Annotated in this window: 12 protein-coding genes; 5 read left to right on the top strand and 7 right to left on the bottom strand. The window is 71.8% G+C overall.

What is annotated here, in order from left to right:
* Positions 1 to 113: 113 nt before the first annotated feature.
* Positions 114 to 1,082, bottom strand: coding sequence for a helix-turn-helix transcriptional regulator (locus E5843_RS01570; RefSeq protein WP_141065585.1), 969 nt, complete (start codon positions 1,080 to 1,082; stop codon positions 114 to 116).
* A gap of 98 nt (positions 1,083 to 1,180) precedes the next feature.
* Here E5843_RS01570 and E5843_RS01565 point away from each other — a divergent pair, with 98 nt between their 5' ends.
* Positions 1,181 to 1,804: a hypothetical protein gene (locus E5843_RS01565; protein WP_136411623.1), complete on the top strand. Its 624-nt coding sequence runs from the start codon at positions 1,181 to 1,183 to the stop codon at positions 1,802 to 1,804.
* A 1-nt stretch (position 1,805) separates the two neighbouring features.
* On the opposite strand, the gene E5843_RS01560 is transcribed toward E5843_RS01565, so the two are convergent.
* Complete coding sequence (locus E5843_RS01560) at positions 1,806 to 3,194, bottom strand: FAD/NAD(P)-binding protein (RefSeq protein WP_244240811.1); 1,389 nt, start codon at positions 3,192 to 3,194, stop codon at positions 1,806 to 1,808.
* Between the two features lie 116 nt (positions 3,195 to 3,310).
* On the opposite strand from E5843_RS01560, the gene E5843_RS01555 reads away from it, so the two are divergent.
* The 4 genes from E5843_RS01555 (at position 3,311) to E5843_RS01540 (ending at position 7,635) form a co-directional block, all read left to right on the top strand.
* Entirely contained in the window at positions 3,311 to 5,080 is a 1,770-nt protein-coding gene (locus E5843_RS01555) for an SLC13 family permease (RefSeq protein ID WP_166815834.1), read from the top strand.
* A 186-nt stretch (positions 5,081 to 5,266) separates the two neighbouring features.
* Positions 5,267 to 6,079, top strand: coding sequence for a hypothetical protein (locus tag E5843_RS01550; RefSeq protein WP_141065584.1), 813 nt, complete (start codon positions 5,267 to 5,269; stop codon positions 6,077 to 6,079).
* 40 nt (positions 6,080 to 6,119) lie between these two features.
* Positions 6,120 to 6,806 carry a DUF481 domain-containing protein gene (locus E5843_RS01545; RefSeq protein ID WP_134675140.1) on the top strand — a complete coding sequence of 229 codons (687 nt, stop codon included), beginning with the start codon at positions 6,120 to 6,122 and terminating at the stop codon, positions 6,804 to 6,806.
* Positions 6,807 to 6,870: 64 nt separating this feature from the next.
* Positions 6,871 to 7,635 carry a DUF481 domain-containing protein gene (locus E5843_RS01540; protein WP_136411618.1) on the top strand — a complete coding sequence of 255 codons (765 nt, stop codon included), beginning with the start codon at positions 6,871 to 6,873 and terminating at the stop codon, positions 7,633 to 7,635.
* On the opposite strand, the gene hemC is transcribed toward E5843_RS01540, so the two are convergent.
* The 5 genes from hemC to mdoH all read right to left on the bottom strand — a co-directional run bounded on the left by hemC (position 7,628) and on the right by mdoH (position 13,224).
* Positions 7,628 to 8,548, bottom strand: coding sequence for a hydroxymethylbilane synthase (gene hemC / locus E5843_RS01535; RefSeq protein ID WP_141065583.1), 921 nt, complete (start codon positions 8,546 to 8,548; stop codon positions 7,628 to 7,630). The genes E5843_RS01540 and hemC overlap by 8 nt on opposite strands.
* 110 nt (positions 8,549 to 8,658) lie before the next feature.
* The gene (locus E5843_RS01530; RefSeq protein WP_136411617.1) at positions 8,659 to 9,387 is read right to left on the bottom strand and encodes a LytR/AlgR family response regulator transcription factor; all 729 of its coding nucleotides are present in this window, start codon (positions 9,385 to 9,387) and stop codon (positions 8,659 to 8,661) included.
* Between the two features lie 2 nt (positions 9,388 to 9,389).
* Positions 9,390 to 10,439 carry a sensor histidine kinase gene (locus E5843_RS01525; protein ID WP_136411616.1) on the bottom strand — a complete coding sequence of 350 codons (1,050 nt, stop codon included), beginning with the start codon at positions 10,437 to 10,439 and terminating at the stop codon, positions 9,390 to 9,392.
* Positions 10,440 to 10,466: 27 nt separating this feature from the next.
* Entirely contained in the window at positions 10,467 to 11,132 is a 666-nt protein-coding gene (locus E5843_RS01520; RefSeq protein WP_136411615.1) for an alpha/beta hydrolase, read from the bottom strand.
* A 181-nt stretch (positions 11,133 to 11,313) separates the two neighbouring features.
* Positions 11,314 to 13,224 carry a glucans biosynthesis glucosyltransferase MdoH gene (mdoH, locus tag E5843_RS01515; protein ID WP_134675145.1) on the bottom strand — a complete coding sequence of 637 codons (1,911 nt, stop codon included), beginning with the start codon at positions 13,222 to 13,224 and terminating at the stop codon, positions 11,314 to 11,316.
* Positions 13,225 to 13,268 lie beyond the last annotated feature (44 nt).

Here is a 13,268-nt window from a genome sequence, read left to right as displayed (position 1 = left end):
GCCACGGGCGCAGGGAACGTGGGCGGCACCCCGTGCTCGGCCGCCAGAAGCCCTCATCCGGCGCGGCGCGCCACTTCCCCCGCAGGCGGGAGAGGGTCGGACGCCGGGCGTCGTCAGTTCTCGTAGTTCGACAGTGCCAGTGCCAGCAGCGAGCGCGCCTGTTCGCGCAGCGAGGCCGGCTCGACGATCTCGGCGTCGGCGCCGTAATGCAGCACGTCCATCAGCAGTTCGCGCGGCGAGCTGTAGGGCACGCGCAGTTCGTAGCCGCCATCGGGCAGCACGCGGCCCTGCTGCTGCGAGTGCCAGTGTTCGTCGGCCACCCAGCGCGCGGCACGCGCGTTGAATCGGATCGTCGCCCAGCCCTTGGGCTCGCCGGAGAAGATGCCGTAGCTGCCGGCCAGGTGGCGGTCCAGCTCGGCCTCGTCGATGTCGCGCGCGACGGCGTCGAGCACGCGCGCGCCACCGACGCGGTCGACCGAGAAGCTGCGCAATGCCTCGCGCCCGTGGTCCCAGGCATCGAGGTACCAGTTGCCGCGGTAGTGGGTGATCCGCTGCGGCGACACCGTGCGCCGGGTCTTCTCGTCGGTCGAGCGCGCGCGGTATTCGAAGCTCAGCTGCTTGCGCTCGAGCACCGCCGAACAGACGAAGCGGAACGCCTGCTCGTCCATGCGCCGCGAACGGTGCGGGATCACCCGCACGCGGTCGACCGGCCACTGGCGGCCCGAGGAATGTTCGTCGAGCAGCTTCTCGATGCGCTGCTGCAGCGGCGCCAGCGCGTTGGACAGCATCCCGCCGCCGCTGCGCGACAGCAGCTGCTGCGCGGCGAGCAGCGCATGCAGCTCGTCCGAGCTCAGCCACAGCCCCGGCAGCTCGAAGCGGTCGGCTTCGGCGGCGTCGTAGCGGAAACCGGCCTCGCCGTCACCAACGATCGGCGCCATCAGCGCATCGCGCAGGAAGGCGAGGTCGCGATAGACGGTGGCGCGCGAACAGCCCAGTTCGTCCTGCAGTCGCGCGACGGTCACCGGATAGCGGGAATTCCGCAGGGTGCGATGCAGGGCGAGGATGCGTTCGTATCGGTCCATGGCCGGATTATGCGTTGCCCGGGTCGACGCCGTGCAACGAAGCTTTAACCGCCCACCCGCTAGCGTCGCCGCCCACACGGGGCAGGGAAACAGCCGGCATGCGGCAAACGCAGGGAACGCGTGGCATCGGGGTTGCCGCGGCGCTGATCGCCGTGGCGCTGCATCTGGTCGTCATCCACTGGCTGCTCGCGCAGCGGGTGGCGCCGCGCGCCGCATCCGCGCAGGCATTGCAGGTGACCTGGATCGGGCCTGCCGCGCCGTCCATCGATGACGTCGCAGCGGAGGCCACCGCATCGCGACCTCCGGCCCGCACGCGGACGCGCGCCGTGATCAGCATCGTCGCCACGTCCCCCGTGCCTGCGCCAGACCCCGTGCCTGCGCCAGACCCCGCACCCGCCGATGCCGCGGACGCGCCGGCAACTGCGCGCGGCCACGACCTCATGCGCCAGGCGCAGGCCTGGTCGCAGCGGCAGCCGTTGCGGGCGGAATTCGTGCCCGATCCGCTGCGCCATCGCGAAGCCGCGCCCGACGGGCGTTTCGCGATGCGCGACCCGGTAAGCGTCGCGGACGTCGCGCGAGGCATCGGCGAGCTGTTCGGCGGCCCCGGCTACACCACCGATCCCTGCCCGCGGGTGCGCCGGAACATCGGCGCGCTGGGCAGCGGCGGCAGTTCCGAGCTGCTCGACGAGGAGCTGCGGCGCCTGCGCAAGCTCTGCCTTTGAGTCAGGGCGACGACGTCGCCAGTCGCGCGCGCACCGCATCCGCCACCTGCAGCGCCTGACCGCGCAACTCCGGCATGGCGATGCTTTCCCACAGGCTGCCGGCACGCAGCGCACCCAGGGTCCACAGGCCCGGCACCGGGCGGCCATCGCGATCGCGCAGCGCGCCGTCGTCCGCGGTGTCGATGCCGATCCCGTGCGGGCCGGGCCGTGCCAGGCCGTCGGCCAGCAGGCCCTGCAGCAGCGGGCTGCGGGCGCGGGTGATGCGCTTCTCCATGCCGGTGGCGTTGACCAGCACGTCGGCGTCGATCACCGCTTCGGCAGCGTCCTTTCGACGGCGATAGCGCAGGCGCAGGCGCGGGCCGACCTCCAGTGCATGGGCGCGGCCGGCGTGCAGCACGAAGCGCCCTTCCATCGCCAGCGCCTCGATGACGGCAGCGACCTCGGGCGCGATGCGATGGCGGTGGATATCCCACTGGCGCACCGCATGGCGCAGGAAGCGTCGCTGTTCGATCTCGGGCCAGGCCGTCCACAGCGCCTGCACGTGCGGACGCAACGCATCCAGCACGCCCTGCCAGGGACGCCCCGCAGCCACCTCGGCTGCGACCCAGCCGCGCAGCACGCGCAGGCGCGCACGCACGCCCAGCGGCAGCAGGGCTGTCCAGTCACCGGGTGCCGGCGTCGCCACCGTGTGCGCCAACGGCAACAGGCCGTTGCGCGACAGCGCGATGATCCGCCCGCGGTGGCCGTTCGCATGCAGCGTCATCACCGCGTCGACCATGCTCAGCCCGGCGCCGACGATGCACACGTCGGCATCGCCATCGATGGCGGTGACCGCCTCGTAATCCCAGGCCTCGACGACCGGCCCTGCGCCCAGCGTATCGGCGCCGGCCAGCGGCAGTGGCGCGGCGAGGTTGCCGATCGCCAGCACCACGACGCGCGCATCGATGCACCCGCCATCGGCCAAGGTGATGCGGTAGCCCGTGTCGAGCGGCGCGACCCTGTCCGCCACCGTGGCGACGCGCTGCAGGCGTGCGGCGGCAGGCGCGGTCTCCAGCAGCGCGGCGAGGTAGGCGCCGTACTCGCGGCGCGGCATGAAGCGCGGTGCGAGGGTCGCAGGGTCCGTACCGGAGTGCATGGGTTGCCGCTGCAGCCAGGCGACGAAATCGCCCGGTTCCGCGTTGAACGCGCTCATGCCGGCCGCGCGCACATTGAGCAGGTGCTCGGGGCGGCCGGTGGAGTACGCCGCGCCACGCGCCGGCGCCGCACGCGGTTCGACCAGTGCCACCGAGGGCGCATCGTCACGATCGAGCAGGTGCGCGGCAACCAGCGCGCCACTGGCGCCCCCGCCGAGGATGGCGACGTCGACCCGGGGTACGGAAGAAGTGGACAAGGCGTGACCTGCGCGGCGGTGCGGGCCGCGCAGTATCCCATCCACGGCGCATGCGGCGACCCGCCTGCACGCGGCATCGGGCATGCTTTGCGTTCCTCTTGCCCTCTGCGGACACGATGCCCAACCCGGAACTCTGGATCACCCTGGCGGTGATGGCCGCCGCGATCTGGCTGTTCATCACCGAGAAGCTGCGCGTGGACGTGGTCGCGCTGCTGGTGATGACCGCGTTGCTGGTCGCCGGCGTGCTCACCCTGCCCGAGGCACTGTCGGGCTTCAGCAACCAGGCCACGGTGATGGTGGCGGCGATGTTCGTGCTCAGCGGCGCGCTGCAGCGCAACGGCGCGCTGGTGGCGGTCGGCGACCTGATCTCGCGCATCCGCTACCGCTGGGTGTTCCTGCTGGTGATGATGGGGCTGGTGGTCGCGGTCGCGGCGTTCATCAACAACACGGCGACGGTGGCGGTGTTCCTGCCGCTGATCATCGCCGCCACCACCGCCAACCGCTGGGCGCCGTCGAAATTCCTGATCCCGCTGTCGTACATGTCGCAGACCGCCGGCGTGTGCACGCTGATCGGCACCTCGACCAACCTGCTGGTCGATTCGATGGCACGCGAGAGCGCAGGCGTGGGCTTCACGATCTTCGAGTTCGCGCCGCTGGGAATCATCTTCGTGGCGATCGCCGCGGTGTACCTGCTGACTGTGGGCTGGTGGCTGCTGCCCGACCGCGGCACGCCCGACAGCGACGATGCACACCATATCGGCCGCTACGTGGCCGAGCTGCTGGTGCCGGCGGAGGCACCGGTGGTGGGCAAGCGCCCGAACCTCGCGGTGCCCGAGGGCTTCGACGATGTCGACCTGGTCGAGGTGCTGCGCGGTGGCGCCGTGGTGACCGATCCGCAACGGGTGATCGAGGCCGGCGACCGGATCCTGCTGCGCGGCGAGTGGAAGCACATCCAGGCCGCGCGCAAGGCGATGAAGCTGGCGTTCGACCGCAACACCCGCGACATCGACGACGGCGCCCGCGATGGCCGCATGTTGATGGAGGCGATGGTGGCACCGGGCTCGCACCTGGTCGGCCACACCCTCGCCGGCATGCGCTTCGGCCACACCTACCGCGCGCGCGTGCACGGCATCCACCGGCGCCGGCTGACGATCCGGCAGCCCCTCGATCGCGTGGAGCTCGCGGTCGGCGACGTGCTGCTGATCGACGCACCCGCCAATGCGGTCGAGGCGCTGCGCGTGGACCGCGGCCTGATCGTGCTCGACGAGCGCGAGCAGCCCAAGGTCGACGTGCCCCGCGCGCTGGCCTCGGTGGCGATCATGGCCGCGGCCATCGGCGTTGCCGCGCTGGGGTGGCTGCCGATCGTGGCCTCGGCCCTGCTGGGCTGCCTGGCGCTGGTGGTGCTGCGCCTGCTCGATCCGGACGAAGCCTATGACGCGATCGACTGGCGGGTGATCCTGCTGCTGGCCGGGATCATTCCGCTCGGCATCGCGCTGCAGAAGACCGGCGGCGCGGCGATGGCGGCCGACGGCATCCTGCGCGTGCTGGGCCCGTATGGTCCGCTGGCGACCCTGGCGGCGATCTACCTGATGACCTCGGCGCTGACCGAGGTCATGAGCAACAACGCCTCGGCGGTGCTGGTGGTGCCGATCGCGCTGGCGACCGCGGAATCGATGGGCATCGATCCCAAGCCGTTGCTGATCGCGGTGGCGTTCGCGGCGTCGACCAGTTTCGCCACGCCGATCAGCTACCAGACCAACACCATGGTCTACACCGCCGGCGGCTACCGCTTCAGCGATTTCGTCCGCGTCGGCATGCCGCTCAACGTGATCTTCTGGATCTCGGCGATCCTGCTGATCCCGCGCTTCTTCCCCTTCCACCCCTGATCGCCGCCCGACGCCGGCCACCCGCGCGCGGCAACTGTGACCGGTGGCGTTGGGCGAACCCGCCGCGGCCGGGTATCGTCGCCGTGGCCGCGCGGCAGGGGCGATACGGGGAACGCGGCCAACCCGACGATGCGGATCGGCACGGCGCCACGCCGGCCTGCCGCACGCCCGCCCGGAGGCTTTTCGATGCGCCCAGCACCCGCCCTGCTGTTCCCTCCGCTGGCCGCGGCCGGCACCGGCCTGCTCGCCTGGCTGGGCATCTCCATCGTGCTGCTGCACGCCCGCGCCGACCTGATGCCTGCGCTCCATGCGCTGCAGGTCGCGGCCCTGCTGCTGGGCAGCGCCCTGCTGGCGGCCGCGCTGATCGGCCCGCGACTGCTCCCGGACGGCCGCCCCGCGTGGCCGCGCTGGCGCGAGGGCTGGGCCGCCCGCGCGGACCTCGCCGCGCTGGCCGCGCTCGGCCTTGCGCTGGCGCTGTTCGCGGTGCTGCGCTGGGTGGCCCCGGGCCCGGACCGCGCGATGGTGCTGGGACTGCTGGGGCTCGGGCTTGCCGCGGCGGCCCTGGTCGCCATCAGCGCGGCCGCGCTTGCGCCCGACGCCACCGGCACGCCCGCGGAGCATCCGCTGCGGGTCCCGACCCAGCTCCTGCTGGCGCTGACCCTCGGGCTGGGGCTGCTGTTCTGCCTGATGGCATGGCTGCTGCCGGCCGGCCACGGCGAACCCGGCATGCTGCTGACGCTGGCCGTGCTCGGCCTGCTGCTGGCGGCCTGCCTGCTGCTGCGCTGGCGTGACCTGGACCGCGGCGCCCCGGTGCCGGCTGGTCGCCGTGGCGAACGCCGCGTCCACGCCGCTCTGCTGGCCGCGCCGCTGGCCTGCTGGGCCCTCGCCTTGCTGCTGCCAGCGACGACCTGGCTGGTTCTTGCCACGCTGGCGCTGCTGGCGGCGGCTGTGCTCGAACACGGCGGCTTGCGGTTTGCCACTGAATACGGCCGCGGGTGATACTGTGAGCGCATGTAACCGCTTCCACTGAGGACTGCCCATGATCCCCGGCTGGTGGCTCGCCGTGGTCGGGCTACCTGTATTCACCCAGCCGCTTCCCGAAGCGCCGCTGCAACCGGCGCCCATCGCGCTGGTCGGTGGGCAGGTGTCGGTGCGTTCGCTGTGCTACCAGCTGGTGTGCCCGGATGCCGAATGGCAGGGCACGCAGCCGCCGGTGCTGTCACCGCCTCCCCCGCCGGGTGCCCGGGGCCGCGTGCGCCGCCAGCAGGCCGCCACCCAGCGCCTGCGCAACCGTCGCCTGATCGGCCTGTACGCGCCCGCCGTCGCCCGCGACCGCGTCATCGCCTACGCACGCAACTGGCGCGTCGACACCACCTACCGGCTGGAGGCCGTGCGCGAGCAGGACACCACCCTGCGGGTGGAATTCGGCACCGGCTACCGCATCGAGCCCTACACCGATTACGGCACCGCCGTGCCCGGGCTGGTCGCGCGCGGCGGCTTCAGCCTGCAACAGCGCTTCGGCGACCGCGCGCTGTGGAACCAGCGCGTGCTGTTCGAGACCGGCCGCGAGAACACCTACGTGCGGCAGACGGTCGGCCTCGACCTCTGGCTCGCCGACGACTGGATGCTGCACTCCAGCCTGGAGATGTGGCACGACACCGCCGCCAACGGTGGTGCCGGGCGCACCGAAAGGACCGGCTCGGTGCGCCTGCGTTACGCGTTCTGAGCCGCGTCACCGCCGCGCCGGCGCCGCCCTACCGCCCATTCCCGATCCCGAGGTTGTTCCTGCCATGCCGTACCTGTTGTCGCTGCTGACCGCCGCCGCCCCGCTTCCCGCCCACGACACCGTCGTGGCGGTGGTCGAGGACAGTGGCTGGACCGGCACCGGCGAACTCGGCATGGCGATGGCGCGGGGCAACACCCATTCCGAGAGCCTCAACACGCGCTTCGTGTTCCAGCGCGAGAACGAGCACCGCAAGCACCAGGTGCGCGCATCCGGCCTGCGCACGCGCAGCGAGGTGACGGCGGTGTTCGAGGAGGACGGCGAGCCGGAAACGCGGTCGCAGATCACCTCCAACCGCTTCGATGTCGGCGCGTCGACATCGCTCAAGTTCGATGCACGCCGCTATCTGGTCGGTTCGGTGCGCTACGAGAACGACGACTTCTCGTCCTACGACTACCAGGGCACGGCCTCGCTCGGCTACGGCCACCATTTCATCCGCAACGACACCACCACGCTGCTGACCGAGATCGGCCCCGGCTACCGGCGCGCCGATACCCGCTCGCGCGGGGTCGAGAACGGCCCGTTGATGCGCGGGCTGTTCGACTTCAGCACCCGCCTGACCGACACCACCACCCTGGTCAACACGCTGCTGGTGGAGGCCGGCGACGACAACACCTATGCGCAGAACGACTTCGGGGTGTCGGTGGCGATGAACGCCTCGCTGGCGCTGAAGGCCGGCTTCCAGGCGCGGCACAACACCGAGGCCAGCGATGCGGACATCAGCCGCACCGACCGCCTGACCACGGTCAACCTGGTCTACACCTTCAGGTAGCCGCCGGCAGGAACTCCCCGGCGCCGCCGTCGAGCAGCGCGCGGGCGACCGCTACACCCACCGCCTGCGGCGCCGCCGCATCGCCTTCGGCCTCGGCGCGCACGCTGCGGCCATCGCTGGCATCACCGACCATCCCGCGCAGCAGCACGCGATCGCCGGCGAGCACCGCCAACCCGGCCACCGGCACATGGCAGCTGCCATGCAGCGCGCGGTTCATCGCCCGCTCGGCCTCGATGCAGATGCGCGTCGGGGCGTGTTCCAACGGAGCGAGCAGCGCGTTGATGCGTGCATCGCCCGCCAGGCTCTCCACCGCGATCGCGCCCTGCGACGGCGCCGGCAGCCAGTCCGGCGCGTCCAGGCGCGAGCGGATGCGCGACTCCAGCCCGAGTCGCTGCAGCCCGGCGCAGGCGAGCACGATGGCGTCGTACTCGCCGGCATCCAGCCGCCCCAGCCGGGTGTTGACGTTGCCCCGCAGGTCACGCAGCACGAGGTCGGGCCGCAGCGCGCGCAGTTGCGCCTGCCGCCGCAGCGACGACGTGCCGACGCAGGCGCCCCGCGGCAGGTCGGCGATGCCGTCGAAGCGGTTGCTGACGAAGGCGTCGGCGTGGTCGGCGCGCGCAAGCACCGCCGGCAGCGCGAAGCCGGGCTCGAGTTCCATCGGCACGTCCTTCAGCGAATGCACCGCGCAATCGGCGTCGCCACGCTGCATGGCCAGCTCGAGTTCCTTCAGGAACAGGCCCTTGCCGCCGATCGCCGCCAGCGAACGGTCCAGCACCTCGTCGCCCCGGGTGGACATCGGCACCAGCACCACGTCGAGCCCGGAATGCAGCGCGCGCAGGCATGCAGCGACGTGTTCGCTCTGCCACAGGGCAAGCGGGCTCTTCCGGGTGGCGATACGCAGGGTGTTCTTCATGCCGCGCATTATCGCAGGGTGGCCGGGAAGCGCCGCCGGGCGGGCATCCGGCAGTCAGGAACGGGTTTCGCGCACTGGGCGCGACGGCACTGCCCGCGCCGTGCCGACAGCTAGAGCGCGCGGATCGCGTCCTTGACCTGCGACACGCAGCGGCGGCTGACTTCCAGCGGCTGCGGCACGTGCCGCAGCACCGCGTGCACCTGGCCGTCGTGGCCACGGCGCAGTTCGACCAGTTCGTGCCGCGAGACCAGGCAGTTGCGGTGGATGCGCATGAAGCGTTCGCCGAATTCCAGTTCCAGCGACTTCAGGGATTCCTCGATCAGGTCCTCGCCGCGCGCATGGTGGACCACCACGTACTTCTCGTCCGCCTGCAGGTAATGGATGTCCTCGATCGGGATCAGCCGCAGGCTGCCGCGCAGGCGCGCGCACAGGTGGGTGCGAGCGCGGGCGCCGCCGTCGCCGGTGGACTGGCCGCGGCCGAGGGTGAAGGTGCGCGCACGCTCGAGCGCGGCGTGCAGCCGCTCCGGGCGCACCGGCTTGACCAGGTAGTCGACCGCGGCGGCGTCGAACGCCGACAGCGCGTGCGCGTCGTAGGCGGTGCAGAACACCACCGCCGGGCGTGGATCGAAGGCGGCCAGATGGCGCGCGACCTCGAGGCCGTCGATGCCGGGCATGGCGATGTCGAGCAGCACCAGATCGGCGTCGTGGGCGGCGCAGGCTTCCAGCGCGGCCTGTCCGTCGCCGACCTCGGCCACCACTTCGACGCCCGTATCCGGCGCCAGCAGCGCGCGCAGGCGCTCGCGTGCCAGCGGTTCGTCGTCGGCAATCACCACTCTCATGATCACGTCCGCGTCCCTTCGTTCCCCAGCGGCAGATCCAGCGTGCAGACATAGTAGCCCTCCGCCCAGCCGGAGGTCATCCGCGCGCGCTTGCCGAAGGCCCAGGCCAGCCGGTGGCCGATGCTGCGCTGCGCGTGCCCCGCGCCACGGGTGAGCTGCTGCTGCGGCGGCAGCGACGGGTTGCGCACGCTGACATGCAGGCGGTCGCCATCCACGCGCAGCACGATCGCGACGGTGCCGCCCGCGGGCAGCCGCGAGATGCCATGCAGCACCGCGTTCTCCAGCAGTGGCTGCAGCACCAGTCGCGGCATCGGCAGCGTCCACGGCAGCGGCTCGGTGCGCGTCCAGGCCACCTGCAGGCGTTCGCCCAGGCGCAACTGCTCGATGGCGAGGTAGCGCTCGGAAAGTTCCACTTCCTCCGCCAGCGTGGCCTGGCCATCACCGGCGACCAGCGCGGCGCGGAACAGGTCGGACAGGTCGAGCACCGCGCGCTCGGCCACCTGCGGATCGCGCTGCAGCAGGCTGGCGATCATGTTCATGCTGTTGAAGAGGAAATGCGGGCGGATGCGTGCCTGCAGCGCATCGGCCTCGGCCCGCGCGTTGGCCTGCACCTGCGCCTGCCAGCCATCGATGACATAGAAGTAGCGCAGGGCCAGCGCGGCGATCAGCGCGGTGACCGCGGCCGAGCCGGTGGTGAAGCGCCAGAACCGGGGCCACTCGCCGATGGCGCCGACGCTGGCATACAGCGCGTGCACGACCGCCGCCGCCAGCCACGCCACGCCCGCCGCCAGCGCCACTGCCGCCAGCGCACCGGTGCGCGGCGGCAGCCGCGACAGCGCGCGGCGCGACACGCACAGCAGCACGCCCACCGCCAGCGCCAGCCACAACGCATACCCGCTGACGCTGAGGAACTGCGCCAGGTCCCATTCGCGCCGGCCATCCGGCACCAGCGTCACCACCACGACCACCAGCTGGGCGAGGCCCAGCAGCGCGCCCAGCCGACGCAGCCGGCACAGGTCGGGCAGCCAGGGTTCGCGGACGGGATCGCTCATGCGGCGTGCTTCCTGCGTGCCGCTGCGTCAGCCGGTGAAACGGGCGGTCAGCCAGTCGCCGAGGTCGACGATCTCTTCCATGCTGACCGAATGCGGCATCGGGTAGGTGCGCCAGTCGACATCGAAGCCCAGCCCGCGCAGCAGCTGCGCGCTCTGCAGCCCGCCCTGCAGCGGCACCACCGGGTCCTGGGTGCCGTGGGCCATGAACACCGGCTGGCGCGTCGCGCCGTCCACCAGCGCGGCTTGTGCGCCGTTCGGGGCTGGCATGTAGGTCGACAGGCCGACCAGCCCGGCCAGCGGTTCGCGCCGGCGCAGGCCGGCCGCGAGCGTCACCGCACCGCCCTGCGAGAAGCCGGCGAGTACGATGCGCGAAGCGGGAATGCCGCGTTCGTGTTCGCGATCGATCAGCGTGTCCACTTCCGCCACCGAGGCAAGCACGCCCGATTCGTCGGCGCGGTTGGCCAGGTCGGTTTCGCGGATGTCGTACCAGGCGCGCATCGGCATGCCGTTGTTGATCGTCACCGGGCGCACCGGTGCATGCGGGAACACGAAGCGCAACGCCGGCCAGTCGCGACGCACCAGCTCCGGCACGATCGGCATGAAATCGTGGCCGTCGGCGCCAAGGCCATGCAGCCAGATGATCGACCACTGCGGATCGGGGGCGGTTTCGCGTTCGAGTGCATCCAGGGGCATGTCGGGTCCGGGGAAAGGCCAAGGGCAAGGGTAATCATTCGGCCGGTGTGCGGCACGGGCGCTGCGGAAGGGCGTGCTTTGCCGCGGATGGGCGCGGATCGCGGCGTGCGGGTGATGTCGTGCCGGGCCCCTCTTCCGCACGCGGGAGAGGCGTCCGGTTCGCCGGGACCAGGCAGACCCTCTACCCGCGGCGCACCCGCTTGCGCCGGCGCGCATCCGACGGATGCGGTTCGGCGCGCAGTTCGCTGGCGCGCACCAGCACCGTCGGCGGCGACAGTTCCTCGGGGGTGGCGAAGACGCGGCGGCGCTGCAGCCACTGCCCGGCCGCGCGCGACGAGGTGATCCTCACGATCGGGATCGAGAACAGCAGGCCGGCGATCACCGGCGACATCCACGCTGCCAGCCCCGGCGACACGCCCAGTGCCATCACCAGCGCGACCAGCCCCAGCACCGTGGCGCCGCCATAGCTGCGCACCAGCGCCGACAGTGGCTGGCTGCCATCGTCGCGCTGCTGCGAGTCCCAGCCGGAGTCCTTGCCCGCCAGCACCTCAGCCACGCCGCGGCATTGCACGTACATCGTCACCGGCGCCATCAGCGCGGCCAGCACGGTTTCCAGCAGCACGCCCATCGCCGCGCGCGCGGCACCGCCGCTGCCGCGGCGCATGTCGCGGTCGACCACGGTCGCGAGGTACCCGAACAGCTTGGGCGCCAGTAGCATCGACATGGTCAGCGCGAACACCCACAGGAAGCGGTTGGCGTCCTGCTCCATCCAGTAGCGCGCCGGGGAATACGCCTCGCCGGGCGCCAGCGCCAGCAGCGGCAGGGACAGCCCCACCAGCATCAGCATCGCCCACAGCGGGGCGGTGAGGTAATGGCCGATGCCGATCAGCATGTGCCAGCGGCTGACCCAGTGCAGGCCCCTGGTGGGCAGCACGCCGCCGTGCTGCAGGTTGCCCTGGCACCAGCGGCGGTCGCGCACAAGCATGTCGGTGAGCGTGGGCGGGCCTTCCTCGTAGCTGCCGCCGAGCCCCGGCACCATGTGCAGCGCCCAGCCACCACGGCGCATCATCGCCGCCTCCACGAAGTCGTGGCTGAGCACGTGGCCGGCGAACGGGGTCGGGCCGTCGAGCTCGGGCAGCCCGCAGTTCTCCGCGAACGCGCGCGTGCGGATCATCGCGTTGTGGCCCCAGTAGTTGCTCTCCGCGCCATGCCACCAGGCCACGCCGTAGGCGATCACCGGCCCGTACACGCGCCCGGAGAACTGCTGCATGCGCGCGAACAGGGTGCGTCCGTTGACGATGACCGGCAGCGTCTGCACCAGCGCGACATCGTCGTGGCGTTCGACCGCGTCCGCCAGGCGCACCAGCGTCTCGCCGGTCATCAGGCTGTCGGCGTCGAGGATCAGGAACTTCGGCCATGCCGCGCCCCAGCGGCGCACCCAGTCGGCGATGTTGCCGGCCTTGCGTTCGCTGTTGTCCTCGCGCAGCCGGTACCACAGGCGGATGCCGTCACCCAGACGCTCGCGCAGTGCCTCGAACTCGATCTCCTCGGCGTGCTGCACCTCCGGCCGACGGGTATCGCTGAGCACGAACACGTCGAACATCCGCGCATGGCCGGTCGCGATCAGCGATTCGCAGGTCGCCTGCAGCCCGGACATCAGCCGTGCCGGGTCCTCGTTGTAGGTCGGCATCAGCAGCGCGGTGCGCTCGCGCGGCGTGGGCAACGGCGCGCGAGGGTCGAGGCCCAGGCGCGCCGGGCGCCGCTGCAGCATCACCAGGAAGCCGGCGAACGTGCCGACGAAGGACTGCACGATCCAGGCGAACAGCGCGATGAAGATCGCGATCAGCAGGCCCTCGGCCACGCTGATGCCGCCGCCGCGCAGCAGCCACCAGATCTGGTACGCGGCCACCAGCGTGAGCAGCGCGGCACCGCCGATGACCGCGGCACGGCGGCCTGCCATGCCGCGTGGCGTGGTCGGCAGGCGCCCGACCGGGCGGGTACCGGTGCGCAGCGATTGCACCGGCATGGGCATCGGTGCGTCGGGCGGCAGTGCGTGCACGGCGGCGGCCCCCGCCGGATCGGCGGAGGTCATGCGCGAGGCGACCCGTGCAACGGAAGAGACGCGGTATGTGGAGA

The sequence above is a fragment of the Luteimonas yindakuii genome (genome assembly GCF_004803715.2).
Lineage (GTDB): Bacteria > Pseudomonadota > Gammaproteobacteria > Xanthomonadales > Xanthomonadaceae > Luteimonas > Luteimonas yindakuii.
This window is presented reverse-complemented; position numbering and strand designations above follow the sequence as displayed.